Consider the following 26,701-nt stretch of genomic DNA (forward strand, 5'->3'; position numbering starts at 1 on the left):
GCGCGTAATCCAAAAGCCGTGACGGCGCGTGGAGGTTCGTGATGCAGCATGCCAAACCCCTTCCCACCTATCTGGCCCAGCGGTTCCATGGCTGGAAGGCGACAAGCTATGCGGAGAATGCCGCATGGTATCGACGCCTGTCCTCCGAAGGACAGCACCCGCGGGCCATGGTCATTTCCTGCTGTGACAGCCGGGTGCATGTGACCTCGATCTTTGGGGCGGATACCGGGGAATTCTTCATCCATCGCAATATCGCCAACCTCGTGCCGCCTTACCTGCCCGACGGGCAGCAGCACGGCACCTCGGCGGCGGTGGAATATGCGGTCACCGCGCTGAAGGTCGCGCATGTGATCGTGATGGGTCATTCCGGCTGCGGCGGGGTGAAGGGCTGTCTGGACATGTGTTCCGGCAACGCCCCGCATCTGGAGGAGAAATCCAGCTTCGTCGGCCGCTGGATGGACATCCTGCGCCCCGGCTATGAACGGGTGAAGGATCAGGAGGAAGACCGCCGCGCCGCGCTGCTGGAGCGTGAGGCCGTGGTGGTGTCGCTGGAAAACCTGATGACCTTCCCCTTCGTGCGCTCCGCCGTGGAGGCGGGGGACATGTCGCTGCACGGGCTCTGGCACGAAATCGGCGGCGGCGCGCTGGAATGCTACGATCCCAGAACGGGCGGCTTCGTCGCGGTCTGATCCTGCGAGGGCATCCCAGACGGGCCCGCGCCGCGCGGCCCGTCGGGGGCGTATTGGGGGCAGCGCGGCGCGGACCTTTCGGTTCAGCCCGAAGGCTGTTCCGATCCCGGACCATGGCACGGCGTCACGTCGACCCGTGCCTGGCAGTGTTCTGAAAGACCACGGCAAGACGCGGAGCGGGGCGCACCCCTCCGCGGCAGACCACCGGCCCGGCCCCCGGAGAGAGTCGGGCGCCGGACCAGCGGTCTAGAAGGACAGACGCAGACGCCGCAGCGTGCGGGTCAGCATGTCCTGCACCGGGCGCGGGTGACGTCTCCGGCTCAGCATGTCCCGCGCGGCCAGTGCCACGATGCGGCGGCCACGGGCAATGTCGGTGAGATCGATCATCATGTCTTGGTCTTCTCCTTCGCGGGAACGGGCTCTGGTCCCGCAGGTCTAACATTCCCGCAGTCCCCACCCCAGCCCGGCGCCGCATAGGCCCCGCGCTCTGCCGCAGAGAAAGGACTATCCCAAAGCGCAGGCGCCCAAGACAAAGGCCCGCCTCCTGCCGGAGACGGGCCCTGCATCTGTCACGACCGACGGGTCAGCCTTTTTTCAGCGCCTTCTGGCCCAGAACCTCGGCGATCTGCACCGCGTTCAGGGCAGCGCCCTTGCGCAGGTTGTCGGACACGCACCACAGGTTCAGACCGTTATCCAGCGTGGAATCCTGACGGATGCGGCTGATATAGGTGGCGAAATCGCCAACACATTCCACCGGCGTGATGTATCCGCCATCCTCGCGCTTGTCGATCACCATGATGCCGGGCGCCTCGCGCAGGATGTCGCGCGCCTCGTCCTCGTCAAGGAATTCCTCGAATTCGATGTTCAGCGCCTCGGAATGGCCGACAAACACCGGCACGCGCACGCAGGTCGCGGTCAGCTTGATCTTGGGGTCGAGGATCTTCTTGGTCTCGGCCACCATCTTCCACTCTTCCTTGGTCGAGCCGTCTTCCATGAAGACGTCGATATGCGGAATGACGTTGAAGGCGATCTGCTTGGTGAACTTGCTCGGCGGCACGTCGGACACGGGGTTGTAGACCGCCTTGGTCTGGTCCCACAGCTCGTCCATGCCCTCTTTGCCCGCGCCGGACACCGACTGATAGGTGCTGACCACCACGCGCTTGATCCGGGCGCGGTCATGCAGCGGCTTCAGCGCCACGACCATCTGCGCGGTGGAGCAGTTGGGGTTGGCGATGATGTTCTTCTTGGCATAGCCCAGCACCGCGTCGGCGTTGACCTCGGGCACCACCAGCGGCACGTCGGGGTCGTAGCGATAGAGCGACGAGTTGTCGATCACCACGCAGCCCGCGCCTGCGGCCTTGGGCGCATATTCCTTCGTGGCGTCAGAGCCGATGGCGAACAGCGCCATGTCCCAGCCGGTGAAGTCGAATGTGGCCAGATCCTGGGTCTTGAGCGTCCTGTCGCCAAAGCTCACCTCGGTTCCCAGCGACCTGCGCGACGCAAGCGCCGCGATCTCGTCCACCGGAAATTCGCGCTCGGCGAGGATGTTCAGCATTTCGCGGCCCACGTTCCCCGTGGCGCCCACTATGACGACCTTGTAGCCCATGTGATCTGGCTCCCTTCGTTACTGCCGCCGCCGGGTGAATCCCGGCTTCGGACAAGCGCGGGTCATACCCCATGCCGCCCGGCGGCGGAAGGCCCGATTGGCCCCAAACCCCACTTGACGCGTCAGATCGGGCGCCCCGAAGCGCCGGAAAGACAGGGTCAGGAATTCCTGCCGTCCGGCCTTGGCTGTATCTTCCTGCTGCAATTCATGGCATGAAGACGTCAGGATCGGAGAAAACCCGCCCATTTGTGCAGGTGCAGCATCTCGGTCCTTGTCCATAGTTTGGGCAGACGATTACACAGGATGTGATTTTGCTCGCCAATCAGGCAGAATGTATGACGCAGCGCCCACACCTCAGACGTTCAAGGTCCAAAGGCCGCGCTGGTTTCGGTTTAATGGTCAGGCGACTCCGGTCGCGAAGGACAAGACACATGTTTTACCGGCTTGTCACAACCCTAACGCGCACCCAGAAAGAAATCGTCTTTGTCGGTTTCGACGTGGCGATGGTGGCGCTGGCGATGTTCGCGGCGCTGGTGCTGAACGCGACGGTCCGCACGGATCTGTCCATGGCAATGGCGCTGCTGCCGCTGATCGGCGCGCTGATGGCGGTGGGGGGCGTGATCTCGTGGCGGCTGGGTCTGCCCCGGATCAAGCTGGCCGCCTATGAAACGCGCGGCATCACCCGCACGGCATTTTTTGCGGCCCTGACAGGGGTTGCGGGATTTGTGCTGGATTCCCTGATCGCCCCGCCGCTGCCGCCTGCGGTCTATTTCATCTTCACCACGCTGCTGCTGGTGTTCTGCGCGACGTGGCGCATCCTTGCCCTGCACGCCACCATCCAGATCTACCGCAAGGGCGCTCTGCGGATGCGGGTGCTGATCTATGGCGCGGGCCAGACCGGCCAGCAGCTTGTGGCCGCCCTGCGCCATGACGATGCGATCGAACCGGTGTGTTTCGTCGACGACAACCCCACATTGCAGTCGCTGGTGATCTCGGGCCTGCGGGTGCATGCCCCCTCGACCATCAAGGATCTGATCGCCAGCAAGGGCATCGACCGGGTGGTGCTGGCCATGCCGTCGATCCGTCAGCCGGAACTGGCGCGAATCGCCCACCGTCTGCGCAGCATCGGCTGCGAGGTGCATGCCTTGCCCTCTTTCGCGGAACTGGTCGGCGAGGGCGAACTGAAAAAGCGCGTGGCCCCGGTGTCGCTGGACGATCTGCTGGGCCGCAACCGTCTGGAAAGCGAACTGCCCGGCGTCAGCCATGCCTATACCGGGCGCCGCATCCTGATCACCGGCGCGGGCGGGTCCATCGGATCCGAACTCTGCCGCCAGCTGATCGGCTGCAAACCCGACTGCATCGTGCTGCTCGATCACAGCGAACTGGCGCTCTACAACATCGACAAGGAACTGCGCGACCTGTCCGAAGGCCTGACCATCGCGCCGGTGCTGGGATCGGTGCTGGACGAGCCGCTGATGACCCAGCTTCTGGCAGAATACCGCATCGATGTCGTGCTGCACGCCGCCGCCTACAAGCACCTGCCGCTGGTCGAAAGCAACGTCATCTCCGGCATGCGCAACAACGTGCTGGGCACCAAGGTCATCGCCGAAGCTGCGCGCGATGCCGGGGTGGAACGGTTCATCCTCGTCTCCTCCGACAAGGCGGTGCGGCCCACCAATGTCATGGGCGCGTCGAAACGGCTGGCCGAACTGATCGTGCAGGATCTGGCCACGCGCAGCGCCGACACCCGGTTTTCCATGGTGCGCTTCGGCAATGTGCTGGGATCCTCAGGCTCGGTCATTCCGCTGTTCGAAGAGCAGATCGCCCGTGGCGGCCCGGTGACGCTGACCGATTCCCGCGTCACGCGCTATTTCATGACCATCTCCGAAGCCGCCCGGCTGGTGCTGCTGGCCGGATCCTTCGCCCGGGGCGGCGATGTCTTCGTGCTGGACATGGGCAACCCGGTGCCGATCCGCAAACTGGCCCGGCAAATGATCGAAGGCGCGGGCTACACCGTGCGCGACGTCCGCAACCCCGATGGTGACATCGAAATCAAGATCACCGGCCTGCGCAGCGGCGAGAAGCTGCACGAGGAACTGCTGATCTCTCCGGACATGCTGACCACGCCGCATCACAAGATCCTGCGCGCGCAGGAAGGCTATCTGTCGGAATTCGAGGTGGCGACGGCGGTCAAGGATCTGCGCCACGCCATCACCACCCGCGACGAGGCGCTGGCCCGCGCCATCATCGCGCGCTGGGTGGAACGCGGCGAAAAAGACCCGGTCCGCGCCGAGGAAAAGCAGACCGTCTGACCCGGCGGAGGGGCGGCAACCCGCCCCCCAATGGTCGCGCCTCAGCGCCCGGGAATGTCATCGCGCGGCGGCGCCGGATCCCATTCTTCGATCACATGCACCGCCTCCTGCGCGGTTTCCACGAAGCGGAACAGGTCCAGATCCTCGGGGCTGATGGTGCCCGCCTCGCTCAGCGCCTCCCAGTTGATGATGCGCTCCCAGAACTCCCGCCCGAACAGCAGGAACGGCACCCGGTCCATGCGCCCGGTCTGGATCAGCGTCAGCGCCTCGAACAGCTCGTCCAGCGTGCCGAACCCGCCCGGAAACACGCAGACCGCCCGCGCCCGCATCAGGAAATGCATCTTGCGGATGGCGAAGTAATGGAAGTTGAAACACAGATCCGGCGTCACATAGACGTTGGGCGCCTGTTCATGCGGCAGCACGATGTTAAGCCCGATGGAGATGCCGCCCGCCTCCTGCGCGCCACGGTTGCCCGCCTCCATCACGCCGGGGCCGCCGCCGGTGGCGATCACAAAATCCCGGTTGCCGCTGGCCAGCGATTTCTCGGTCATGGCCTGCGCGAAGAGCCGCGCCTCCTCATAGAAGCGTGACAGATCGGCCAGCGTCTGCGTGCGCGCCTGCCCGGCCTCTGCGGGGGCGGGAATGCGCGCGCCGCCGAACAGCACCACGGTGGAGGTGATCCGGCGTTCGTCCAGCAGCATCTGCGGCTTCAGCAGCTCCAGCTGCAGCCGCACCGGGCGCAGTTCCTCGCGGCACAGGAATTCCTCGTCGGCAAAGGCAAGCCGGTAGGACGGCGCCCGGGTCTGCGGCGTGTCGGGAATCTGGTCGGCGGTCTTCCGGTCATGGCCCGCATCGCGGAAGATGGAATGGCGGTCGTCATTCATGATCTGACTGTCCTTGTCCTGCTCTTTTCCCAACTATAGCCTGCGCGGCGGACCGGACGACAAGGGAATTCACCATGGACTGGCCGACAGAGATCGCCGCCGCCGCCGCGCGGATCGCGCCCCATGTGCAGCGCACGCCGGTGATGGACAGCGCAGTGCTGTGGGATCACCCCGTGGCCCTGAAACTGGAACATCTGCAGCACACCGGCAGCTTCAAGGCGCGCGGCGCCTTCAACACCCTGCTGTCCCTGCCCGTGCCGGCGGCGGGCGTGGTCGCGGCCTCGGGCGGCAATCACGGCGCGGCGGTGGCCTATGCCGCCAGCCGTCTGGGCCACCCGGCCCGCATCTTCGTGCCCGAACTCGCAGGCCCCGCCAAGATCGCCCTGATCGACCGCTGCGGCGCCGACCTGACCGTGGTGCCCGGCGATTATTCCAACGCGCTCGAAGCCGCCCGCCAGCTGGAGGCAGAGACCGGCGCGCTGCAGATCCATGCCTATGACGCCCCCGCCACCGTGGCGGGACAGGGCACGCTGCTGCGCGAATGGGAGGAGCAGGGGCTCGAGGCCGACACGCTGCTGATCGCCGTGGGCGGCGGCGGGCTGATCGCGGGGGCCCTGGCCTGGAGCAGGGGCGCGCGCCGCATCGTGGCGGTGGAACCGGACACCGCCCCCACCCTGCACGCGGCGCTGGAGGCGGGGCATCCGGTGGATGTGGCAGTCTCGGGCGTGGCCGCCAACGCGCTTGGCGCCCGGCGCATCGGCGACATCTGCCTTGGTCTTGCGCAGGACCATCTTGCCGCCAGCGTGCGGGTCAGCGATGCCGCGATCCTCGAGGCGCAGCGGACGCTCTGGCACAGCCACCGCCTGCTGCTGGAACCGGCGGGCGCCACGGCCCTCGCCGCGCTGCGCTCCGGCGCCTATGTGCCCGCCCCCGGCGAACGGGTGGCGGTGCTGCTCTGCGGCGCCAATCCCGCGCCCGATCCGCTGCCCTGACGGCCCTGCCCTTCATCTTGCCCCTAAACTCCGGGGGGTGCAGGGGGGGCAGCGCCCCCCTGCCCTTGCGGCCCAACCGTCAGATGTTGCGGGCCGACATTTCCCGCGCGATGTGATCCGCCTGCCGGATCGCCAGCGCCACGATGGTCAGCGTCGGGTTCTCCGCCGCTCCCGTGGTGAACTGCGACCCGTCCGACACGAAAAGGTTGGGGATGTCATGCGTCTGTCCCCAGCGGTTCACCACCCCGTCGCGCGCATGTTCGGACATGCGGTTGGTGCCAAGGTTATGCGTCGACGGATAAGGCGGCGTCGGCAGGGTGCGCGTCGCCCCCACCGCCTCATAGACCGCCTGCCCCCGGCCATAGGCATGGGCCCGCATCGCCACGTCATTGGGATGGTCGCTGAAATGCACATTGGCCACCGGCAGGCCCCACTGGTCCGTCACCGCGTGGTTCAGGGTGACGCGGTTGGTCTCCTGCGGCATGTCCTCGCCCACCAGCCACATGCCCGCCATGTTCTCGTAGGCATCCAGCGCCGAGGTGAACTCGCGCCCCCAGCCGCCGGGATCAAGGAAGGCCGCCATGAACGGGATGCCAAGGCTCAGCGTCTCCATCTCGTAGCCGCCGACAAAGCCGCGCGAGGGATCGTGCCGCGCCTCGTCCTGAATGATCCCCGCCATGGTGGTGCCGCGCCACATCCGCACCGGCTTGTCGAAGATGCCATAGACCGATCCGGTCATGTGCCGCATGTAGTTGCGCCCCACCTGACCGGAGCTGTTGGCCAGCCCGTCGGGGAACATCGCCGAGGCGGAGTTGAGCAGCAGCCGCGGGCTTTCAAAGGAATTGCCCGCCACGCAGACGATCCGCGCCTTCTGCATCTGCAGCGCGCCGTCCTTGTCGAAATACTCCACCCCGGTGACGCGGCCCTCGTCATTGTGCAGGATGCGGGCCACATGCGCCCGCTCGCGCACCTCCAGATGGCCGGTCTCCTCGCCGCGCGGAATGTCGGTATAGGCCGAGGACCATTTCGCCCCCCATTTGCAGCCCTGAAAGCAGAACCCGGTCTGCTGGCAGGCCATGCGGTCATCGTTCCATGCCGAATTGATCGCCATGCGCCCGGTATGCACCTCGGTATAGCCCAGCGCCCGCGCGCCTTTTTCGAAGACCAGATAATTGTTGCTGCCGGGCAGGCCCTCGCGCCCGCCGGTGCGGGTCACGCCCAGCTTTTCCTCGGCCTTGTCATACCACGGCGCCATCTCGGCGGCATCAATTGGCCAGTCCAGCAGGTTGGCGCCCTGCACCGGACCATAGCTGGTGGCGGCCTTCCATTCATGGTCCTGAAACCGGAGCGAGGCCCCCGCCCAGTGGGTCGTCGTCCCGCCCACCGCCTTCACGATCCATGCCGGCAGGCCCGAAAAATCCCGCGCCACGCGCCAGTCGCCGCTGGTGGTGCGCGGGTCGGTCCAGGCCAGCTGCCCGAAGCTTTCCCATTCGTCGTTGACGTAATCCTCTGGCAGGTACCGCCCGCCCGCTTCCAGCGCCACGACATTGACGCCTTTCTGCGCCAGTTCGTTGGCCAGAACACCGCCGCCCGCGCCGGTGCCGATGATGACGACCACGCTGTCGTCGTTCAGATCAAAAACCGCTGCCATCTTCCGATCCTCCCTCAGAGCCACGCAATGTCGTTGAAACCACGGTCGATATAGCCGCCCAAGGAGTAGCTCTCGCCCTCGTAGCCAAAAACCGGCCAGACCTCTTTCTGGTTGTAAAGCCCGGTCACCAGCCCGCCGCGGATCTGCTGGAAAAAGGCGCTCTCCTCCATGCCACGCAGCAGGTCGACCCGGTCGCGTTCCCAGCCGGTGTCGAGATAGCTGCCAAAGCCCCGCCCCTGCGCCGCAGCGTCCAGCGCCGCGATGCCCGCCGTGATGGCGGGCGCGGCCTCGGGCGTGTCATAGCCGCGCACGGCAATGACGTAATGGGCATCCGCGATGCGGTCATGCGGGTAGATGTCGCGCGCCATCTGCACCAGCGTCGCAAAGACGCGCGGCTCCAGATGGCTGGTCTCGGCGGCCCATGCGGCGTCGGGGGCCGCGACAAATCCGGTCCCCACCACAAAAGACGCGCCCGCCGCAGTGGCGCGCGACAGAAGCTGGCGCCGGGTCAGGCCCCGGTGGCTTGCATTTGGTGTCATTCTTTCCTCCTCCCTTGATGTGCCGGGGCGGGCGGGCCTCCTCTCCCGCAGCACCCCGGTGGCTGTGTCAGGTGAACCTTCCGCTGCGTTCCAGCACCTCGATCTGGTATCCGTCGGGATCGGCCACAAAGAAGAACCGCGCCACCAGCGTGCCCGCGGGCGCAAAGCTGACCAGCTTGCGCGGGTTCAGCCCCTCCGCCTCGAAGCGGGCATGTTCGGCGTCCAGATCGGCCACCGACACCGCCAGATGGCCATAGCCATCGCCAAGGTCATAGGGGTCGGTCCGGTCCTTGTTGACCGTCAGTTCCAGTTCGAACCCGGTCTCCGCATTGCTGAGATAGATCAGCGTGAAGTCGGGAAAATCGAGCCGGTCCGCGATCTTCAGCCCGAAGGCGCGGTCATAGAATTCCAGCGACCGCGCCTCGTCGAGAACGCGGATCATGCTGTGGATGGCTTTTGCCACAAGCGTCTCCTTGTCAGTCGTGTCGGTTCGTCCAGACTGACAAGGCTGCGGGCCCTGCGGGTAGTATCACCTTACTACCCGGCGCGGCCCGCCCCGGCGATCATTCCGCCGCAAGCAGACGCGGCGCCGCCGCGCGCTGTTCCAGAAACACCAGACAGGCGCAGCGCAGCAGCGAGGTGAAATTCTCCGGCTCGCCACGCAGTTCCAGCACCTCTGCATGCAGTTTCGACACGAAGGCGGGGGTGGTCACGCCCTCCTGCGCCGCGATCTCGTCCAGAATGGCCCAGAAGGAATTTTCCAGCCGGATGCTGGTGCTTTGGCCGTTGAGCCGCAGGCGCCGGGTGGTGGTGGCATAACGGACAGGATCCTGTCCGGCAAAGACGTGACACATGGCAAACCCTCCCTGCCACCCGCCGCATGGGCCGGATGGTGCCGCAAAGTCTAGCGCAGAACACGGGCGGCGCACAGCCGCCAAAGGTCGGACAGCGCGCCGCCGTCCCATCACGCGGATTGTCCCGCGCCCTCCACGCCGCTATGACAGCCGAAACCCCGACCGATCCCGACCGCACGAAGGAGCCGACCCCATGTCCAACGCCCAGCTTGAAGCCGCCATCGAATCCGCCTGGGACGCGCGCGACAGCATCACCTCCGCCACCACCGGCGAAACCCGCGAGGCCATCGAAGCCACGCTTGACGCGCTTGATTCCGGCGCGCTGCGGGTGGCCGAACGGCAGGAGAATGGCGACTGGCATGTGAACCAGTGGGCCAAGAAGGCGGTGCTGCTTGGCTTCCGCATCAAGGACATGGAACGTCAGGATGGCGGCCCGCAGGGCGGCGGCTGGTGGGACAAGGTCGACAGCAAGTTCAAGGGCTGGGGCGACAACCAGTGGCGCGCCGCAGGCTTCCGTGCCGTGCCGAACTGCGTGGTCCGCAAATCCGCCTATATCGCCCCGGGCGTGGTGCTGATGCCCAGCTTCGTCAACCTCGGCGCCTATGTCGACAGCGGCACCATGGTCGACACATGGGCCACGGTGGGCAGCTGCGCGCAGATCGGCAAGGGCGTGCACCTGTCGGGCGGCGTGGGCATCGGCGGCGTGCTGGAGCCCATGCAGGCCGGTCCGACCATCATCGAGGACAACTGCTTCATCGGCGCCCGCTCCGAAGTGGTGGAAGGCGTGATCGTGCGCGAAGGCTCGGTGCTGGGCATGGGGGTCTTCCTTGGCCAGTCGACCAAGATCGTCGACCGCGAGACCGGCGAGGTCATGTATGGCGAGGTGCCGCCTTATTCCGTGGTCGTGGCAGGCTCCATGCCGTCGAAGAACGGCGTCAGCCTTTACTGCGCGGTGATCGTGAAGCGCGTCGATGAAAAGACCCGCTCCAAGACCGGCATCAACGAGCTGCTGCGCGACTGATCCCGCGCGCCCGGCCCGGCCTCTTTGCGGAGGCCGGGAACTTCGCCGCCCCGGCGCGCGTTGCCTTGGAACTGTGTCATTAAAGCGGAGACTATTCCATGGGACTGGGACTGATTGCATCGATCATCGTGGGCGGACTGGCGGGCTGGATCGCCTCGATGATCATGAAGGCCGATACCGGCCTTCTGACCAACATTCTTCTGGGCATCGTCGGCGCCGTGGTGCTGAACGCGGTGCTGGCCCTGATGGGCATCTACGCCGCCAACACATGGGTTCCGCAGCTGATCGTGGGGATCATCGGCGCCTCGGTGCTGATCTGGGGCTACCGCAAGCTCAAATCCTGACGCCATAGCCCTTTCGTGATTTCCGGATTATCCCTGCCGCTCCTGCTGGCGCTGTTCGCGCTGGCGGGAGCAATCGTGATTGCCGCCTCCATCCGCGCCACCCACCTTGCCGATCTCATCGCCGACCGCACCAGCATGGGCGAGGCGCTGGTGGGTGGGGTCGTGCTGGGCGGCGCCACCTCGCTTTCGGGGGTGGTGGTCTCGGTCAGCGCCGCAGCCAGCGGCGATGCCAGCTTCGCGCTGTCGAATGCCGTGGGCGGCATCGCGGCACAGACGCTGTTTCTGGCGGTGGCCGACCTGCTGCACCGCCGCGCCAATCTTGAACATGCCGCAGCCGAACCCGCCAACCTGTTTCAGGCGGTGATGCTGCTGATCCTGCTCAGCCTGCCCATCGCCGCCATGGCCGGGCCGGATGTGGCGGTGGCAGGTGTGCATCCGGTGTCGGTGGTGATGTTCCTGACCTATGTCTGCGGCGTGCGCCTGTCGTCCGCGGTCCGACAGCAGCCGATGTGGCGCCCGGTGGAAACCCGCGAGACGCGGCATGACACGCCCGATGCGGACAGCGATCCGCAGGCCTCGGTGCTGCGCCCGGCGCTGGTCTTCGCGGCTCTTGTCACGGTGATGGGCCTTTGCGGCTGGGTCATCGCGCAGGTGGGTGGCACGCTGATCTCCCGCTTCGGCCTCGGGTCGAGCCTCGTGGGCGCGCTGGTCACCGCCGTGGTGACCTCGCTGCCGGAATTTGTCACCACCCTGGTGGCGGTGCGCCGGGGCGCGCTGCAGCTTGCGGTGGGCGGCATCATCGGCGGCAACACCTTCGACACGCTGTTTCTGGTGTTTTCCGATGTCGCATGGCGGGACGGGTCGCTTTATCACGCCGCAGGCCCCGCCGATCTTTACTGGCTGGCGACCGGGCTGCTGATGACCGCGATCCTGCTCGCCGGGCTGATCCTGCGCCAGCGCGAAGGCCCCGCGCGCATCGGGATCGAAAGCGTGCTGCTGATGGCGGTCTATGGCTGTGCGGTGGCGGTGGAACTGCTGCGCGCTTGACAGCGGCGCAGCGCGCGCCCTAGTGCGGGCCAAACCTCGAAGCGGAGCAGATCATGGCCAAACCCCCGTCGAAACAGCAGGTCTACACGCTTCTGGTCGAAGTCGGCCGCAAGGAAGGCGACGGCCTGCCCAAGGCCGCCACCGGTGCCGCCCTGCTCTGCTATGCCTCCGGCGTCGACGAGGCCGAGGCGGTGCGCGAAACCGTCGCCATCCTGAAACAGGCCGACATGGCGCCGCTCGACGTCACCGGCTACGGCACCGAGGAAGAGCGCGTGGCGCAAGGCTTCGACATTGACGAAGGTGAACGCAGCCTGATGGCGCGCGCGCTCGCCGAAAACTCCGTCATCGTGGCCCAGGTCACCCCGTTTTATGACGATGACGAGGCGGAAGACGACGAGGACTGAGCCGCAGCTTCATCTTGCCCCTAAACTCCGGGGGTGAATTGGCGAAGCCAAGAGGGGGCAGAGCCCCCTCCCTTTCCCTCCACCGGGGCAGCGCCCCCGCCTCCCTGCAAGGCCCGCCGGGTCAGGCGAAGTAGTCGCGCAGGATCCGGCCATAGATGGCCTTGAGCTGGCCGATCTGCGCCACCTCCACATGCTCGTCGACCTGATGCAGCGTCTTGCCCACCAGCCCGAATTCCACCACCGGGCAGTGATGCCGCACGAACCGCGCATCCGAAGTGCCGCCGGTGGTGGAGAGTTCGGGCTGCCGCCCGGTCTCTGCCAGCACCGCCGCCGCCACCAGATCCGACAGCGCGCCGGGCGGGGTCAGGAAGGCCTCTCCTGAAATCCGGAAACGCAGTTCGGTCACGGTACCGAATTCCGCATCCAGCGCCGCCGCCTCCGCCCGCAGCCAGTCACAGAGCGCGGCACCGCTATGCCGGTCGTTGAAGCGGATGTTCAGCGTGGCGCGGCCCTGCGCCGGGATCACGTTGGTGGCGGGATTGCCGGTGTCGAGCGTGACCACCGCCAGCGTCGAGGGGTCGAAATGCGCGGTGCCCTCGTCCAGCACATGGCTCGACAGCCGGTCCACCAGCCGCGCCAGCGCGGGCAGCGGATTCAGCGCACGGTGCGGATAGGCGGAATGGCCCTGCCGCCCGGTCACCGTGATCCATGCGTTCATCGAACCGCGCCGCCCGATCTTCATCATGTCACCCATTTCCTCGGGGCAGGTGGGTTCGCCCACCAGACAGACCTCCATCCGCTCCCCCGCCCCGGCCATCCAGTCGAGCAGCGCCACGGTGCCGTCGCTGGCATCGCCCTCCTCGTCGCCGGTCAGGGTCAGGATCACCGCGCCCTCGGGCGGGGTGCTGCGCACAAAATCCACCGCCGCCGCGACAAAGGCCGCCACGCCGGATTTCATGTCGGTGGTGCCCCGGCCATACATCACCCCGTCGCGGATTTCGGCGCCGAAGGGTTCCGCCGTCCATGCGGCGGCATCGCCCACCGGCACCACATCGGTGTGGCCGTTGAAGCCGAAGCTGCGGGGATGGGCCTGCGCGCCCCAGCGCGCAAAAAGATTGGCGATGCCGTTGCGGTCGACGCGGGTGCAGGCAAAGCCCGCCTCTTCCAGCACGCCCTGAAGCAGCACCAGCGCGCCGCCTTCGCGGGGGGTGACGGAGTCGCAGCGCACCAGCGCGGCGGTCAGGGCAACGGGATCAACGGGGGTCATGGCAGGTCTCCGGCAGGTTCAGCCCCTTGGCTAGCGCGGCGGCGGGCCAAGCGCAAACGCTCCGGCGCCATGCCGGGGCAGCAAGGGGCGCGGGGGCGCTGCCCCCGTCGCGCGATGCGCGACTCCCCCGGGATATTTGAGGCCGAAGGAAGCCGGGGCGGAGCCTCAGAATCGCGATGACGCTGACTTGGGGCCATGGTAGGGAGAGGACATGAGCACATTGCCCTCCAAGGCAGAGATCCTCGACTGGATTTCCGCCCACCCGACCCAGAATTCCAAGCGCGAGATCGCCAAGGCCTTTGGCATCAAGGGCGCGACCCGGATCGACCTCAAGCGCCTGCTGAAGGAGCTTGAGTCCGAAGGCCATCTGGAAAAGCGCCACAAGACCTATCGCGATCCGGACCGCCTGCCGCCGGTGACGGTGCTGCAGGTCAAGGCGCCGGACGAGAATGGCGACATCTACGCGCAGCCGCTGGAATGGCATGGCGAGGGTGTGGAGCCCGTCGTGCTGATGGTGCCGCGCGCCACCGATCCCGCGCTTGGCGAGGGCGACCGCATTCTGGCCAAGCTGCAGGTGGTCCATGAAGAGGACCACAATTACGAGGCACGGCTGATCCGCAAGATCGGGCTGAGCCCGCGCAAGGTGGTGGGCATCTTCCGCAAGAACGCCGAAGGCGGGCGGATCGTGCCCATCGACAAGGGATCCGACAAGGAATGGACCGTGGCCCCCGACGCCACCCATGGCGCGCAGGAGGGCGAACTGGTCGAGGCCGAACAGGCCAGCCCCCGCGCCACGCGCATGGGTCTGCCAAAGGCGCGCATCGTGGCCCGGCTGGGTGATCCCAGCGAGCCGCGCGCGGTGTCGCTGATCGCCATCCACCAGCACGGCATCCCCGACGATTTCCCCGCCGAGGTGCTGGCCGAGGCCGACCGCATGAAACCTGCCGGGCTGAAGGGGCGCGAGGATCTGCGCGACCTGCCGCTGGTGACCATCGACCCTGCCGATGCCCGCGACCATGACGACGCCGTCTATGCCGAGGCGGATGACGACCCCAAGAACCCGGGCGGCCATGTGGTCTGGGTCGCCATCGCCGATGTGGCGCATTACGTCCGGCCCGGATCGGTGCTGGACCGCGAGGCGCGGCGGCGCGGCAATTCCAGCTATTTCCCCGACCGGGTGGTGCCGATGCTGCCCGACCGGCTGTCGGGCGATCTGTGTTCGCTGCATGAGGGCGTGCCCCGCGCCTGTCTGGCCGTGCGCATGGTGATCGATGCCGAAGGCGCCAAGCGCAGCCACAGGTTCGTGCGCGGGCTGATGCGCTCGCCCGCCTCGCTGACCTATGGCGAGGTGCAGGCGGCGATGGACGGGGCGCCCGATGACCGCACCGGGCCGCTGCTCGATCCGGTGATCCGCCCGCTTTACGCCGCCTATGCCGCGCTGAAGGCGGCGCGCGAGCGGCGCCAGCCGCTGGATCTGGATCTGCCGGAACGCCGCGTGATGCTGAACGCCGAAGGCAAGGTGGTGTCGGTCAATTTTGTCGAACGGCTGGACGCGCACCGGCTGATCGAGGAATTCATGGTGCTGGCCAATGTCGCCGCCGCCGAGACGCTGACCGCCAAGCGCACGCCGCTGCTGTTCCGCGTCCACGAGGAGCCGCCCCCCGAAAAGCTGGAAGCGCTGCGCGAGACGGCGGAGGCCGCAGGTCTGGTGCTGGCCAAGGGGCAGGTGCTGCAGACCCGGCATCTGAACAAGCTGCTGCATGACGCGGCGGGCCGGGACGATGCCGAGCTCATCAACATCTCGACGCTGCGGTCGATGACGCAGGCCTATTACAGCCCCGAGAATTTTGGCCATTTCGGGCTGGCGCTGAAGAATTACGCGCATTTCACCTCGCCGATCCGGCGCTATTCCGACCTGATCGTGCATCGCGGCCTGATCGCCGCGCATGGCTGGGGTGATGACGGGCTGTCGGTGCAGGAGATCGAGCAGCTGGAAAAGACCGCGCAGCATATCTCGGACACCGAGCGGCGGTCGATGATCGCGGAGCGCGACACCACCGACCGCTACCTTGCCGCCTATCTGTCGGACCGGCTGGGGGCCGAATTCGGCGGGCGGATCAGCGGCATCGCGCGGTTTGGCGTGTTCGTGAAGCTGGACGAGACCGGAGCCGACGGGCTGGTGCCGATCCGGTCGCTGGGCAACGAGTTTTTCCATTTCGACGCGGATGCGGGCACGCTGATGGGGTCCGATACCGGGCTGCTCATCACGCTGGGCCAGCGCGTGAAGGTCCGGCTGGTCGAGGCGGCGCCGGTCACCGGCGGCATCGGGCTGGAGCTTCTGGAGCTGGAGAATGCCGAAATCGCCAAGCCGCGCGGGCATCGCAAGCCCGCAGGCTTTGGCCGGTTCCGCAAGTCTCCCGGCGGCGGCCCCAAGGGCAAGGGACCGGCGCGGCGCAAGGAAACCGTGGCGCGCAAGAAAACCGCCAAGACCGCGCGCAAGGTCAGCCGCAGCCGCCCCACGAAAGGGTGACCCGCGCCTGCCCGCTCATGCCCCCGGCCCCGCTTCGCAACGGGGCCGAGTCCTGCTAGCCTGCGGATAAAGACAAGAGCAGCAGGTGACATCATGAAACGGTTTGGCGCGGGGTTTGCCCTGAGTGTTTTTGCGGGTCTGGCACAGGCCGGACTGACGGGATCGGTGGCGGCGGAGGTGGCGCCGCAGGTCTCGGCCCGCCCGGTGCCGCGCCCCGCCGTGTCGCCCCCGAACGAGGCGAGCTTCGCGACAGAGGCTGGGGCTTTTGACGGCTGGATCACCGCGTTCCGCCCCCGTGCCGAGGCGGCGGGGATCACCCCCGCCACGCTGGACGCAGCACTGGCAGGCGCGGTCTTCGACGCGGACGTGCTGCGCCGCGACAGCTCGCAGGCCGAATTCACCAAGACGCTATGGGATTATCTGGACAGCGCCGTGTCCGACCTGCGGGTGCAGAATGGTCGCGCCGCGCTGGCCGAGCATGACGCGCTGCTGCGCCAGATCGAGGCGCGCTATGGCGTCGACCGGCAGGTGGTGGTGGCGATCTGGGGGCTGGAAAGCGCCTATGGCACCTTTCGCGGCACCAAGCCGATCATTGGCTCGCTGGCAACGCTCGCCTCCTCCTCGCGACGGGCGGCGTTTTTCGAAACACAGCTGATCGACGCGCTGCGCATCCTGCAGAATGGCGATACCAGCCCCGACCAGATGACCGGAAGCTGGGCCGGGGCGATGGGGCACACCCAGTTCATGCCCGGATCCTTCCTTGCGCTGGCGGTGGACTGGACCGGCGACGGGCGGCGCGACATCTGGTCGGACGATCCCGCCGACGCGCTGGCCTCCACCGCGCGTTACCTTGCCGAAAACGGCTGGACCCGGGGCCAGCCCTGGGGCGTGGAGGTGACGCTGCCGCAGGGCTTCGATTACGCGCAGGCCGATCGCGGCATCGAAAAGCCGCTGGCGGACTGGGCGGCGCTTGGCGTGGCGCCGGTGACGCCCGTGCCGGAGGAGGCCGGGCCCGCCGCCCTGCTGCTGCCCGCCGGGCATCGCGGCGTGGCGCTGCTGGTCTTTGGCAATTTCGCGGTGCTGGAGCGCTACAACACCGCCGATGCCTATGTGATCGGGGTGGGCCATCTCAGCGACCGCATTCTGGGCGCGGAGCCGTTTCAGGGCGGCTGGCCGCAGGATGACCGCGCCCTGACCTATGACGAGCGGGTGGAGATGCAGACCCTGCTGCAGCAGGCGGGATTCGATCCGCAGGGCATCGACGGGCGCATCGGGCCCAAGACCATCGACGCGGTGCGCGCGTGGCAGCAGTCCACCGGCCATGTGCCGGATGGCTATGCCTCGCTGCGGGTGCTGGAGGGGCTGCGCTAGTCGCAGGCCCCGGCCATGCAGGCGCTCAGGCTCTGGATCTGCGCAGGTTCGGGATCGGGCCAGAGATTGGCGCGGCAGGGTTCGACCTGCAGCACCAGCCCGGCGCGGCCATGGCGCAGCAGCGCCGCCACCGGGCCCGACTCCACCTGCCCGCACCACGGGCCAAGACAGCTGACCTGCAGCGCGATGTCCCGGTCAAAGGGCTGGCTGAAGCCTTCGGTCGTCAGCGACCGTCCGGTCAGCCGCGCCTGCCCCGTCCCCGCGCCCTCGGGATGCGACAGCACCTCCAGCCAGCCATAGACGCCGGACCATGTGGCGCTGTCGGCCTCTGCGGCGCGGAAATCGCGCGCGGGATCGGGGGCAAGGCATTTCAGCGCCAGCGCCGGGCTGGCGGTCAGCAGCAGCAGGGCCAGCAGCGGCAGCCGGATCACAGCCGGGCCCCGAAGGCGGCGATGACCTGCTCGTAGACCGGGCGCTTGAACGGCACGATCTGGTCCAGCACCTGATCCGCAGGCAACCAGCACCAGCGCGAGAATTCGGGATGCTCCGTCGCGATGTTCACCTGATCGTCGCTGCCGTGAAAGCGCAGCAGGAACCATTTCTGCTCCTGCCCGCGATAGCGGCCCTTCCAGATGCGGGGCACGATGTCATGCGGCAGATCATAGCTGAGCCAGCCGTCGGTTTCGGCCTCGACCGTCACCAGATCCGGGGAAACGCCGGTTTCCTCCACCAGTTCGCGCAGCGCCGCCTCGCGCGGGGATTCGCCCGCATCGATCCCGCCCTGCGGCATCTGCCACGCGGGCATCTCGCTGTCATAGCGCTGGCCGACAAAGACATGGCCCGCGCCATTGGCCAGCATCACGCCGACATTGCGGCGATAGGGCAAGGCTGCGATCTGTTCGGGGGTCATGGCTGTCACGGCGCGCTCCTGCTGCTGCGCGGACGCTAGCGCCGGGGGGCACGAATGGAAAGACCCCGAGTGGCGCCCGCAGGCCTCCCTCCGCCGAAGGGGTGGAGGTGACGCAAGGACCAGTCCCCGACCTGTCAGACCGCCGTCGGGGCCTCATGCGCGATGAGGTTGAAAAACGCCTCGACAATCTGGCCGTTTGCTTCGCGAAGACTGAAGACCGTTTCGTGGATGGCCTGCCCCTGCATTTCCGAGATCCGAAGCTGGGTCACGCCATCGGTGCGCCCGGTGGAGCCCTGCCAGAGAAACCCGATGCCAAGCCCGTTGGCCACAGCCTCGTAAAGCCCGTCGCGGGCATCCAGCGTCAGGAAAGGCCGAGGCGACAGCCCGGCGCGGGCGAACATCCGGTCGACAGCCCGCTGGGTGGAGGAGCCCGCCGCGCGGAAGATCAGCGGCTCGTCGCAAAGCATCTGGGCGGTGACTTCGCCGTGACGCGCCAGCCGGTGACCCAGCGGAGCAATCGCCACGACGCGGGCTTCGGCAAGATGCGCGCTGCGAAAGCGGGGGTCGGCGGGCACATCGGGCAGCACGCCGATGTCGCATTCATGGTTGAGCACGGCGCGGGTGATCTTCTGATGCGAGCCCGTTTCCACCTTCAGGGACACGCCGGGATAGGCGCGGTGGAATGCCGCGATCAGGGCCATGCCGGGCATCGCGTTGCCCAGTCCCACGATGATCTGCCCTTCGCGCAGCGAAGCGCGGCTGAGCAGCAGCCGCTCCGCTTCCTGCCAGGCTTCGGCCATGCGTTCCGCCGAATCGCAGATCTTGAGGCAGAGATCCGTGGGCAGCAGCCGACCCGATTCGCGCCGGAACAGGCGGACGCCGAATTCCTTTTCAAGTCCACGCACTTGCGCGGAAATATTGGGCTGGCTGACCGCAAGCGCCCGCGCGGCTGCCGCATAGGAGCCAGCCTCGGCCACTGCCCTTACGGCGTCCAGTCTTTGCAGAGAAAGCGCCATCTCTCAAACTCCGAGCTTGGTTTTCCCAAGCTTTAGCTTTCGTTCGTGTCGGCGCTGTTACAAAGCGCGCCCATTGGTCACTCCGACAGCTGGCCAGTGACGGCCCGGCTGCGCCAAAGCAGGAGAACCAGGACTTGGCCGCCGTGACCACATTTTCCATTCCGGACACCCGACACCACGCAAGGCTTGATCCTCAGGCCGTGCAGGACGCGGGGATCGTGCTTTGCGATCTGGACGGGTGCCTGATGTCGGAGGGGCGGCTCTTTGCAGAGACGGCGGACTTCGTCGAAAGCTGCGGCGCCCGGCTGCGCATTGTCTCCAACCGGTCCGACAGCACCGCCGCGGCCCTGTCCCGTCAGCTGTCCGATCTTGGCCTGTGCGTGCCCGCAGCGCATGTCCTGCTGGCGGGAGAGTTCACTCTGGCACATCTCGCCCGACAGGGCGTGCGGCGGCTGACGCTTTGCGCCGCGCCAATTCTGGTGGAGCGCGCCCGCGCGCTGGGGCTGGATACGGAGTCCCGCGACCCCGAGGCGGTGCTGCTCTGCCGCGATCCGGGCCAGAACGTCGATACGCTGGGGCCGCTGGTGACCCGGCTGGCGCAAGGCGCGCGGCTTTGGGTGGCGAACGAGGATGTCTCGCATCCCGATCACGCAGGCCAGCCCGTGGCCGAGACCGGGGCGCTGCTGGCAGCGCTGCTGGCGATCCGCCCCGGGCTGGTCTGGCGCAGTCTGGGCAAACCCCATGCCGCGATGCTGACCCATGCCCTGACCGAGGCCGGGCTGACCGCCGCGGACGCGGTCTTTGTCGGCGACAACGCGCTGACCGACGGCAAGGCCGCCGCAGCGGCGGGCATGCCCTTCATTCACATCCATCGGAGGTCCGGACAATGATCCCTTACCTGCTGCGCCTCGCCGTAAAGGCGGTGGTCACGCTTTTTGCGATCGTCACGGTGACCTTTGTCGCCACCCGCCTGTCAGGCAATCCCATCGACACCTTTCTGGGCGAGGGGCTGACCACCGAGGGCCGAGAAGCGCTGATCGCATATTTCGACCTCGATCGCTCGCTCTGGCACCAGTATCTTGCCTATCTGCGCGGGGTCGTTTCGGGTGAATTCGGGCTCAGCTTCGTGGACCGGCGCCCGGTGACGACGGTGGTGGCGGAACGGCTCTGGCCCTCGGGGCAGCTTCTGCTGGCCTCCGTGGCGCTGACGATTGCCGTGTCCTTGCCGCTGGGGGTGCTGGCCGCCGTCCATCGGCGCAGCTGGATCGGGTCGGCGATCATGGTCGTGGCCTTCACCGGCTATGCGGTGCCGTCCTTCGTGCTGGCCATCGTCATGGTGCTGACCTTCTCCTACTGGCTGAACTGGCTGCCGGTGGTCGGCAACGGCACGTGGCAGCATTTCATCATGCCCACCATCGCCATGGCGGGCGTCCTGATCGCCGCCCTGACCCGCTTCACGCGCAATGCCATGCTGGACGTGCTGGGACAGGATTTCATCCGCACCGCCCGGGCCAAGGGCCTGCGCGAGACGCGGGTGGTGCTGAAACACGGGCTGGGGAACGCGTCGATCACCGTGATCTCCGTCATCGGGCTGCAGATCGCGGGGCTGGCCGCCGCCGGATCGGTCGTGGTGGAAAGCATCTTCTCGTGGCCGGGCGTCGGACAGATGCTCGTCAGTGCCGCGATCCTGCGCGACTACCCGGTGCTGCAGTTCGGCGTGATCGCCGTCGCCGTGGCCGTGGTCGCCATCAACACGCTCACCGACATCGCCTATGCGCTCGCCGATCCCCGGATCCGGCTGGCCCGAGCCTGAGGAGAGAACACATGGTCACCCTCGCCGATCCCATCCCGCGCCGCCGCCGCCGCAAGGCCCGCAGCGCGCAGGGCGCCGACATCATCCAGAAGGTCGCCATGGCTCTGGCCCTGCTGCTGGTGGGCGCCGCGATCTTCGCCCCGCTGCTGACGGCCTACGATCCGCTGCAGCAGAGCCTGCTGGCGCGCCTGCGCCCGCCAGTCGGGTTTGACCGCTATTCGGCGGGCCATTTCGCGGGCACCGACGAGCTGGGCCGCGACGTGCTCTCCCGGTCGCTGCACGGGCTGCGGCTGACGCTGGCGCTGGCCTTTGCGGGGGCCGTGATCGGCCTTGTGATCGGCGGGCTGCTGGGGCTGGTCGCGGGCCTGCGCCGGGGCTGGGCCGAAGACGGGATCATGGCGCTGGTGGACATGCAGATCGCCATCCCGTTCACGCTGGTGGCCCTGCTGGTGCTGGCCCTCATGGGCTCCAGCCTGACGGTTCTGGTCTTCGTCCTTGGCGTCGCCGGGTGGGAGCAATACGCCCGCATCGTCCGCGGCGAGGTGCGCCGGATCGCGGCACAGCCCTATCTGGAGGCGGCTCGCGCCGCCGGTGCCGGGCCGCTCTACACCGCATGGCGCCATGTGCTGCCCAACCTCGTCTCGCCGCTGGTGGTGCAGTTCACGCTTGCCCTGTCGAACATCGTCATCCTTGAAAGCACGCTTTCCTTCCTCGGTCTCGGCGTGCAGCCGCCTCAGCCCTCGCTGGGGTCGATGGTGGGGCTGGGCCGCGACTACATGCCGACCGCGCCGTGGATCGTGCTGACCCCCGCCGCGCTGATCGTGCTGCTGACCTTCACCGTGCAAATTCTGGGCGACTGGCTGCGCGACCGCGCCGATGTCCGCCTGAATGACCGCTGACCCCATAGCCAAGAGCCGGACAACCGGCCCGACCTTTCCTCACACACACCGGAGACACCCATGTTCCGCCTGATGCTTACCACCGCCCTGTCCGCGCTGCCGCTGATTGCCGCCGCGCAGGACATCACCGTCGGCGCTGCAAACGTGACGCCCTATGTCGATCCGGGCCGCGACCATTCCAATGTCGGCTCGCAGTTCTACTACAACAGCTTCGACACGCTGATCGACCGCGACCACACCAAGCTGGAGCCCGAATGGACCCCCGGCCTCGCCACCTCCTGGGAACTGGTCGAGCCGACCGTGATGGAGCTGAAACTGCGCGAAGGCGTGACGTTCCACAATGGCGACGAGATGACCGCCGATGACGTGGTCTTCTCGCTCAACCGCATGTTTCAGGCGACCTTCCCGCCTTATGTCGTGCGCGCCAAGGACCGGTTCGCCAATTTCACCGGCGCCGAGAAAGTCGACACCCACACGATCCGCATCCATGTCGAGCGCGAGGAACCGCTGTGGGAGACGCTGATCTCTATGCAGCAGGCGATGATCATCCCCGAGGCCTATACGAAGGCACTGACCGGGGATCCCGAAGTGGCCGAGGACAGCGATTTTGAAGCCTTCTCGCTCGCCCCGGTCGGCACCGGCCCCTACAAGATCGCCTCGTTCCAGCCGGGCGAAAAGCTGGTCTGGGAACGGTTCGACGGGTTCTGGGGCCAGCCTGCCCCGCTGGAGCGCGCGACCGTGGTGCAGATCGCCGAGACCGCCAGCCGCATCACCGCGCTCAAGACCGGCGAGGCTGACATCGTCACCAACGTGGCCCCCGACCAGCTGTCGCTGATCGACAGTGACCCGACCCTGAAGACCGAAGGTTCGGCCACGGCGCTGTTTCATGTCATGATCATGAACCAGAACCACCCCAAGCTGCAGGATCCGCGCATCCGTCAGGCGCTGTCGCTGGCCATCGACCGCGACGCGCTCAACGAGGCGCTGTGGCTGGGCAAGGCTGTCGTGCCTTCCACCCACACCATGGCCGAAATGGGCGCGCTGCATCAGCCCGACCTTGAGACCTTCGACTACGATCCCGAACGCGCCAAGGCCCTGCTGCAGGAGGCAGGCTATGACGGGTTCGAGATCACCTATGACACCGCCGCGACCTACTACACCAACGGCCTGCTGGCCGCGCAGGCGATCATGGAGATGTGGGCCGCCGTGGGCGTCAATGGCCGCGTGAACGTGCAGGACCAGTGGTCCGGCGGCGACGCGGAAATGATGACGCGCAACTGGTCGAATCCGATGTATTTCGCCGACCCCTTCGGCTCCTTCGGCGTGATGTGGGCGCCAGCGGGCCCCTCGGAAAGCGAAGGCCGGTTCAACACCGACGCCGAATATGCAGAGAAGTGGGACCGCTTCCGCTTTTCCAGCGATGTCGAGGCCCGCAAGGCCGCCTATGCCGAACTGATGGAGGAGATCAGGCAGGATCCGCCGGTGCTGCCGCTTTATCGCCCGTTCGAAAGCTGGGGCATGCAGAACGCCGTGAACTGGGCGCCGCTGCCCGGTCACATCCCCTATGTGCTCGACTTCCGCGCCGGCAGCATTTCCCTCGCCGACAGCTGACCCAGAAAGGGGCCGGGCCTGCGGGCCCGGTCCCCCCCCCCATCCGTTCAGCAAGACCCCCTCACGCCCCAATACGGAGACCGACATGACCCGGATCGCCATCGTCACCGACATCCACCACGGCGCCCCCTCGCATACCAAACGCGGCGACACGGCGCTGGAGCTGCTCGCCGCCTTCGCGGAATGGACCAACGCCCAGAAACCCGACATGGTGCTCGACCTCGGCGACCGGATCTCGGACGTGGACAGCCAGACCGATGCCCGGCTGGAACGTGAGGTGGCCGAGATCTTTGCCCGCATCGATGCGCCCGTCCACCATGTCTGCGGCAATCATGACCGCGACCATCTGAGCGTGGCCGAAAACGAGGAAATCCTTGGCGTGCCGCTGGTGTCCGAGGTGATCGACCTTGGCGCGTGGCAGCTGGCGCTGTGGCGGGCGGATGCGCGCATTCACCGCAACGTGCCGCGCCCCGGGTTCGACCTGCCCGAAAGCGACCTGCTGTGGCTGTCGCGCATGGCGCAGCAGGCGGCGAAGCCGACGCTGCTGGCCTCTCACGTGCCGATTTCCGGCCATGCCCAGACCGGCAATTACTACTTCCAGCGCAGCCCGGGCCTGTCCACCTATCCGCAGGCCGAACGCGCCCGGGCCGCGCTCGCGCAGGCCCGTGTGCCTGTTGCGGCCATCGCCGGGCATGTCCACTGGAACACCGTCACCACCGTGGACGGCATCCCGCACATGACCCAGCAAAGCCTGACCGAAAGCTTCACCACCGCGGGCGAGCCGGCCCGCGCCTGGGGGATGCTGGAACTTGGCGACACGGTGCACTGGCAGGTCTTCGGGGACGATCCCTTCGAAACCCGCCTGACCCCCGCGCGGCACCGCTGGACACCGGCGCTGGCCCCGCGTCCTGCCGATCTCGCGGCGGAGTGAGCCCGATGCTGCCCCAGCCTCCCGTCCTGTCCGTCAAGAACCTGCGCGTCGCCTTCGGCTCCACCGAGGCGGTGCACGGGCTGAGTTTCGACATCCATCGGGGCGAGACGCTTGCGCTGGTGGGTGAAAGCGGCTCGGGCAAAAGCGCCACGGCGCTGTCGATCCTGCGGCTGATCGAACGCGAGGGCGGGCGGATCACCGGAGGGCACATAAGGCTGGCCTGTGCAAAGACCCCCGGCACCACGGTCGAGATCACCACCCTGCCCCCCGCCGCGTTGCGGGCGATCCGGGGCGACCGGATCGCCATGGTGTTTCAGGAACCCATGACCTCGCTCAACCCGGTGATGACGGTCGGTGCGCAGCTGGCCGAAACGCTGGCCCTGCATCGCGGCCTGCGGGGCCGCGCCGCCCGCTCCGCCGCCCGCGCCGCGCTGGAGCGGGTCCAGATCCCCGAACCGGACCAGCGGCTGGACCAGTATCCGCATGAACTGTCCGGCGGGCTGCGGCAGCGGGTGATGATCGCCATGGCGCTGGTCTGCGAACCCGACGTGCTGATCGCGGACGAGCCGACCACCGCGCTGGACGTCACCACGCAGGCCGAGATTCTGGCCCTGATCGCGGGGCTGCAGCGCGATCTGGGGATGGCGGTGCTTTTTATCACCCACGACCTTGGCGTCGTGTCCGAAATCGCCGACCGGGTCTTGGTGCTGAAGGATGGCCACCTTGTCGAGGAGGGGCGCAAGGCCGATCTTTTCGCCGCGCCGAAATCCGACTATGCCCGCGAACTGCTGGCCGCCACGCCACGGCTTGGCGGCGGCTCCCCTGCCCCGCTGACAGGGGCCGAGCCGGTGCTGGTGCTGCGCGATGTGGTGACGACTTATGGCGGCGGGGGGATTTTTTCCCGCAGGGCGCCGGTCAAGGCGGTGCGCGGCGTCTCCCTCACGCTGGGGCGGGGCGAAACGCTGGGGCTGGTGGGAGAAAGCGGCTGCGGCAAGTCCTCTCTGGCGCGCACGGTGATGCGGCTGGTTGACCCCGCCTCCGGCGAGATCGACCTGCTGGGCACCCGGATCGACACGCTTGGCGCGGCGGCGCTGAAACCCCACCGGGCGCGGATTCAGATGGTGTTTCAGGATCCCTATGCCGCGCTCAACCCGCGCATGTCGATCCGTGATCTGATCACCGAACCGGCCCATCTGCACGGCATGGTGACCCCAAGGGGACGCGACGCCATGGCGCGCGACCTGCTGGAGCGGGTGGGTCTGCCGTCCGATGCGGCGGAACGTTATCCGCACCAGTTCTCGGGCGGGCAGCGGCAGCGGATCTGCATCGCGCGGGCGCTGTCGGTGACGCCCCAGATCATCGTGGCGGACGAGGCCGTCTCGGCGCTTGATGTCTCGACCGCGCGGCGGGTGACGGATCTGATGGCCCGCATCCAGCGCGAGGAGGGGGTTTCTTTTCTGTTCATCAGCCATGACATCGCCGTCGTCGAACGGGTCAGTCACCGCATCGCGGTGATGTTCAAGGGCGAGATCGTGGAACAGGGCGAGACGGCGCAGGTTCTGCATGCCCCCCGCCATCCCTATACCCGCCGCCTGATGGCCGCCGTGCCGCGAGCCGATATCGGGACTGCCGCGGCAGGGATTCGGCAGGACGCTCTGGCGCTCACCTGACCCCGGCGTGACCCAGGTTTGAGGCCGGGCCGGGGCCAAACCGCGCCTGCCGCATCACGGGCGGGCCGAGCCTGCGGTCGTTTCAGGGGCGGGTGAGTCGGAGCGACTCACCCGCCCCGCGCCGGTCGGTTCGCGGAATGGGAAGGATGCGGACCCTCCGCCGGGCGGCTCAGAACGATTCGGGCAGGAACACCGACGAATCGGCCATCGGCGCGGCCTGACCTGCCCACGCTGCGACACGGGCCAGCGGCCCCCGCAAAAGGCGGGCTGATGCGGCAGAATCCGCTGATTTCGCCCTAATCCGGACCCTCCCGCGCGGGGATATCACGACACGCGGATT

26 protein-coding genes are annotated in these 26,701 nt (G+C 67.4%); 15 read left to right on the forward strand and 11 right to left on the reverse strand.

Translation table 11 applies throughout. The features are described from left to right. Window positions 1-41 precede the first annotated feature (41 nt). Window positions 42-689, forward strand: coding sequence for a carbonic anhydrase (locus BLR51_RS00435; protein WP_089842010.1), 648 nt, complete (start codon window positions 42-44; stop codon window positions 687-689). Between the two features lie 246 nt (window positions 690-935). Here the strand turns inward: BLR51_RS00435 and BLR51_RS27635 are convergent, their stop codons facing one another. Together BLR51_RS27635 and BLR51_RS00440 are read right to left on the reverse strand one after the other, a co-directional pair. After that, on the reverse strand, window positions 936-1,079 hold the full coding sequence (locus BLR51_RS27635; protein ID WP_165616706.1) for a hypothetical protein: 144 nt from the start codon (window positions 1,077-1,079) through the stop codon (window positions 936-938). Between the two features lie 193 nt (window positions 1,080-1,272). Beyond that, window positions 1,273-2,295 carry an aspartate-semialdehyde dehydrogenase gene (locus BLR51_RS00440; RefSeq protein WP_089842013.1) on the reverse strand — a complete coding sequence of 341 codons (1,023 nt, stop codon included), beginning with the start codon at window positions 2,293-2,295 and terminating at the stop codon, window positions 1,273-1,275. Between the two features lie 431 nt (window positions 2,296-2,726). On the opposite strand from BLR51_RS00440, the gene BLR51_RS00445 reads away from it, so the two are divergent. Beyond that, window positions 2,727-4,607: a nucleoside-diphosphate sugar epimerase/dehydratase gene (locus BLR51_RS00445; protein WP_089842016.1), complete on the forward strand. Its 1,881-nt coding sequence runs from the start codon at window positions 2,727-2,729 to the stop codon at window positions 4,605-4,607. Between the two features lie 41 nt (window positions 4,608-4,648). Here the strand turns inward: BLR51_RS00445 and BLR51_RS00450 are convergent, their stop codons facing one another. After that, entirely contained in the window at window positions 4,649-5,491 is an 843-nt protein-coding gene (locus BLR51_RS00450; RefSeq protein ID WP_089842019.1) for an LOG family protein, read from the reverse strand. Window positions 5,492-5,565: 74 nt separating this feature from the next. Here BLR51_RS00450 and BLR51_RS00455 point away from each other — a divergent pair, with 74 nt between their 5' ends. Next, window positions 5,566-6,483, forward strand: a complete 918-nt coding sequence (locus tag BLR51_RS00455; protein WP_089842022.1) for a threonine/serine dehydratase — start codon at window positions 5,566-5,568, stop codon at window positions 6,481-6,483. A 79-nt stretch (window positions 6,484-6,562) separates the two neighbouring features. Here the strand turns inward: BLR51_RS00455 and BLR51_RS00460 are convergent, their stop codons facing one another. From BLR51_RS00460 to BLR51_RS00475, 4 genes are all read right to left on the reverse strand, one after another. Continuing rightward, window positions 6,563-8,134, reverse strand: a complete 1,572-nt coding sequence (locus BLR51_RS00460; RefSeq protein WP_089842025.1) for a GMC family oxidoreductase — start codon at window positions 8,132-8,134, stop codon at window positions 6,563-6,565. Between the two features lie 14 nt (window positions 8,135-8,148). Beyond that, window positions 8,149-8,673, reverse strand: a complete 525-nt coding sequence (locus BLR51_RS00465) for a twin-arginine translocation signal domain-containing protein (protein ID WP_089842029.1) — start codon at window positions 8,671-8,673, stop codon at window positions 8,149-8,151. Window positions 8,674-8,740: 67 nt separating this feature from the next. Continuing rightward, window positions 8,741-9,136, reverse strand: coding sequence for a VOC family protein (locus BLR51_RS00470; RefSeq protein ID WP_089842032.1), 396 nt, complete (start codon window positions 9,134-9,136; stop codon window positions 8,741-8,743). 100 nt (window positions 9,137-9,236) lie between these two features. Beyond that, window positions 9,237-9,527 carry a ribbon-helix-helix domain-containing protein gene (locus BLR51_RS00475; RefSeq protein ID WP_089842035.1) on the reverse strand — a complete coding sequence of 97 codons (291 nt, stop codon included), beginning with the start codon at window positions 9,525-9,527 and terminating at the stop codon, window positions 9,237-9,239. Between the two features lie 193 nt (window positions 9,528-9,720). Between BLR51_RS00475 and dapD the strand changes: the two genes are divergently transcribed. The 4 genes from dapD to BLR51_RS00495 all read left to right on the forward strand — a co-directional run bounded on the left by dapD (window position 9,721) and on the right by BLR51_RS00495 (window position 12,343). Beyond that, window positions 9,721-10,548, forward strand: a complete 828-nt coding sequence (gene dapD, locus BLR51_RS00480; protein WP_089842038.1) for a 2,3,4,5-tetrahydropyridine-2,6-dicarboxylate N-succinyltransferase — start codon at window positions 9,721-9,723, stop codon at window positions 10,546-10,548. Window positions 10,549-10,646: 98 nt separating this feature from the next. Then, a complete protein-coding gene (locus tag BLR51_RS00485) occupies window positions 10,647-10,892 on the forward strand; it encodes a GlsB/YeaQ/YmgE family stress response membrane protein (RefSeq protein ID WP_089842040.1) in 246 nt (81 codons plus the stop codon). Between the two features lie 15 nt (window positions 10,893-10,907). Beyond that, entirely contained in the window at window positions 10,908-11,939 is a 1,032-nt protein-coding gene (locus BLR51_RS00490) for a sodium:calcium antiporter (protein WP_089842044.1), read from the forward strand. A 53-nt stretch (window positions 11,940-11,992) separates the two neighbouring features. Beyond that, window positions 11,993-12,343, forward strand: coding sequence for a DUF8846 family protein (locus BLR51_RS00495; protein WP_089842049.1), 351 nt, complete (start codon window positions 11,993-11,995; stop codon window positions 12,341-12,343). Window positions 12,344-12,464: 121 nt separating this feature from the next. Here the strand turns inward: BLR51_RS00495 and dapE are convergent, their stop codons facing one another. Next, complete coding sequence (gene dapE, locus BLR51_RS00500) at window positions 12,465-13,610, reverse strand: succinyl-diaminopimelate desuccinylase (protein ID WP_089842052.1); 1,146 nt, start codon at window positions 13,608-13,610, stop codon at window positions 12,465-12,467. Window positions 13,611-13,821: 211 nt separating this feature from the next. Between dapE and rnr the strand changes: the two genes are divergently transcribed. After that, on the forward strand, window positions 13,822-16,140 hold the full coding sequence (gene rnr / locus BLR51_RS00505) for a ribonuclease R (RefSeq protein WP_089842056.1): 2,319 nt from the start codon (window positions 13,822-13,824) through the stop codon (window positions 16,138-16,140). A 93-nt stretch (window positions 16,141-16,233) separates the two neighbouring features. Continuing rightward, on the forward strand, window positions 16,234-17,511 hold the full coding sequence (locus BLR51_RS00510; protein ID WP_089842060.1) for a lytic murein transglycosylase: 1,278 nt from the start codon (window positions 16,234-16,236) through the stop codon (window positions 17,509-17,511). On the opposite strand, the gene BLR51_RS00515 is transcribed toward BLR51_RS00510, so the two are convergent. The 3 genes from BLR51_RS00515 to BLR51_RS00525 form a co-directional block, all read right to left on the reverse strand. Next, entirely contained in the window at window positions 17,508-17,942 is a 435-nt protein-coding gene (locus BLR51_RS00515; protein ID WP_089842064.1) for a hypothetical protein, read from the reverse strand. The genes BLR51_RS00510 and BLR51_RS00515 overlap by 4 nt on opposite strands. Next, a complete protein-coding gene (locus tag BLR51_RS00520; protein WP_089842067.1) occupies window positions 17,939-18,421 on the reverse strand; it encodes an RNA pyrophosphohydrolase in 483 nt (160 codons plus the stop codon). Before BLR51_RS00520 ends, BLR51_RS00515 begins: the two co-directional genes overlap by 4 nt. 134 nt (window positions 18,422-18,555) lie before the next feature. Next, entirely contained in the window at window positions 18,556-19,437 is an 882-nt protein-coding gene (locus BLR51_RS00525; RefSeq protein WP_089842070.1) for a LysR substrate-binding domain-containing protein, read from the reverse strand. 143 nt (window positions 19,438-19,580) lie between these two features. Between BLR51_RS00525 and BLR51_RS00530 the strand changes: the two genes are divergently transcribed. From BLR51_RS00530 to BLR51_RS00555, 6 genes are all read left to right on the forward strand, one after another. Continuing rightward, the gene (locus tag BLR51_RS00530; RefSeq protein ID WP_131821772.1) at window positions 19,581-20,327 is read left to right on the forward strand and encodes an HAD family hydrolase; all 747 of its coding nucleotides are present in this window, start codon (window positions 19,581-19,583) and stop codon (window positions 20,325-20,327) included. After that, window positions 20,324-21,250, forward strand: coding sequence for an ABC transporter permease (locus BLR51_RS00535; protein WP_089842074.1), 927 nt, complete (start codon window positions 20,324-20,326; stop codon window positions 21,248-21,250). The genes BLR51_RS00530 and BLR51_RS00535 overlap by 4 nt, the downstream gene beginning before the upstream one ends. Window positions 21,251-21,261: 11 nt before the next feature. Then, entirely contained in the window at window positions 21,262-22,149 is an 888-nt protein-coding gene (locus BLR51_RS00540; protein WP_089842079.1) for an ABC transporter permease, read from the forward strand. A 60-nt stretch (window positions 22,150-22,209) separates the two neighbouring features. Further along, the gene (locus BLR51_RS00545) at window positions 22,210-23,760 is read left to right on the forward strand and encodes an ABC transporter substrate-binding protein (protein WP_089842083.1); all 1,551 of its coding nucleotides are present in this window, start codon (window positions 22,210-22,212) and stop codon (window positions 23,758-23,760) included. Window positions 23,761-23,845: 85 nt separating this feature from the next. Continuing rightward, window positions 23,846-24,691 carry a metallophosphoesterase family protein gene (locus BLR51_RS00550; RefSeq protein WP_089842088.1) on the forward strand — a complete coding sequence of 282 codons (846 nt, stop codon included), beginning with the start codon at window positions 23,846-23,848 and terminating at the stop codon, window positions 24,689-24,691. A gap of 5 nt (window positions 24,692-24,696) precedes the next feature. Further along, window positions 24,697-26,361: an ABC transporter ATP-binding protein gene (locus BLR51_RS00555; protein WP_089842093.1), complete on the forward strand. Its 1,665-nt coding sequence runs from the start codon at window positions 24,697-24,699 to the stop codon at window positions 26,359-26,361. Window positions 26,362-26,701 lie beyond the last annotated feature (340 nt).

The organism is Salipiger marinus (assembly GCF_900100085.1).
GTDB lineage: Bacteria > Pseudomonadota > Alphaproteobacteria > Rhodobacterales > Rhodobacteraceae > Salipiger > Salipiger marinus.

Excerpts from the sequence above, each read along its gene's own strand:
- BLR51_RS00435 (WP_089842010.1), top strand. The coding sequence starts at position 42 with ATGCAGCATGCCAAACCCCTTCCCACCTATCTGGCCCAGCGGTTCCAT.
- BLR51_RS27635 (WP_165616706.1), bottom strand. The coding sequence starts at position 1,079 with ATGATGATCGATCTCACCGACATTGCCCGTGGCCGCCGCATCGTGGCA.
- BLR51_RS00440 (WP_089842013.1), bottom strand. The coding sequence starts at position 2,295 with ATGGGCTACAAGGTCGTCATAGTGGGCGCCACGGGGAACGTGGGCCGC.
- BLR51_RS00445 (WP_089842016.1), top strand. The coding sequence starts at position 2,727 with ATGTTTTACCGGCTTGTCACAACCCTAACGCGCACCCAGAAAGAAATC.
- BLR51_RS00450 (WP_089842019.1), bottom strand. The coding sequence starts at position 5,491 with ATGAATGACGACCGCCATTCCATCTTCCGCGATGCGGGCCATGACCGG.
- BLR51_RS00455 (WP_089842022.1), top strand. The coding sequence starts at position 5,566 with ATGGACTGGCCGACAGAGATCGCCGCCGCCGCCGCGCGGATCGCGCCC.
- BLR51_RS00460 (WP_089842025.1), bottom strand. The coding sequence starts at position 8,134 with ATGGCAGCGGTTTTTGATCTGAACGACGACAGCGTGGTCGTCATCATC.
- BLR51_RS00465 (WP_089842029.1), bottom strand. The coding sequence starts at position 8,673 with ATGACACCAAATGCAAGCCACCGGGGCCTGACCCGGCGCCAGCTTCTG.
- BLR51_RS00475 (WP_089842035.1), bottom strand. The coding sequence starts at position 9,527 with ATGTGTCACGTCTTTGCCGGACAGGATCCTGTCCGTTATGCCACCACC.
- dapD (WP_089842038.1), top strand. The coding sequence starts at position 9,721 with ATGTCCAACGCCCAGCTTGAAGCCGCCATCGAATCCGCCTGGGACGCG.
- BLR51_RS00485 (WP_089842040.1), top strand. The coding sequence starts at position 10,647 with ATGGGACTGGGACTGATTGCATCGATCATCGTGGGCGGACTGGCGGGC.
- BLR51_RS00495 (WP_089842049.1), top strand. The coding sequence starts at position 11,993 with ATGGCCAAACCCCCGTCGAAACAGCAGGTCTACACGCTTCTGGTCGAA.
- dapE (WP_089842052.1), bottom strand. The coding sequence starts at position 13,610 with ATGACCCCCGTTGATCCCGTTGCCCTGACCGCCGCGCTGGTGCGCTGC.
- rnr (WP_089842056.1), top strand. The coding sequence starts at position 13,822 with ATGAGCACATTGCCCTCCAAGGCAGAGATCCTCGACTGGATTTCCGCC.
- BLR51_RS00510 (WP_089842060.1), top strand. The coding sequence starts at position 16,234 with ATGAAACGGTTTGGCGCGGGGTTTGCCCTGAGTGTTTTTGCGGGTCTG.
- BLR51_RS00520 (WP_089842067.1), bottom strand. The coding sequence starts at position 18,421 with ATGACCCCCGAACAGATCGCAGCCTTGCCCTATCGCCGCAATGTCGGC.
- BLR51_RS00525 (WP_089842070.1), bottom strand. The coding sequence starts at position 19,437 with ATGGCGCTTTCTCTGCAAAGACTGGACGCCGTAAGGGCAGTGGCCGAG.
- BLR51_RS00535 (WP_089842074.1), top strand. The coding sequence starts at position 20,324 with ATGATCCCTTACCTGCTGCGCCTCGCCGTAAAGGCGGTGGTCACGCTT.
- BLR51_RS00540 (WP_089842079.1), top strand. The coding sequence starts at position 21,262 with ATGGTCACCCTCGCCGATCCCATCCCGCGCCGCCGCCGCCGCAAGGCC.
- BLR51_RS00545 (WP_089842083.1), top strand. The coding sequence starts at position 22,210 with ATGTTCCGCCTGATGCTTACCACCGCCCTGTCCGCGCTGCCGCTGATT.
- BLR51_RS00550 (WP_089842088.1), top strand. The coding sequence starts at position 23,846 with ATGACCCGGATCGCCATCGTCACCGACATCCACCACGGCGCCCCCTCG.
- BLR51_RS00555 (WP_089842093.1), top strand. The coding sequence starts at position 24,697 with ATGCTGCCCCAGCCTCCCGTCCTGTCCGTCAAGAACCTGCGCGTCGCC.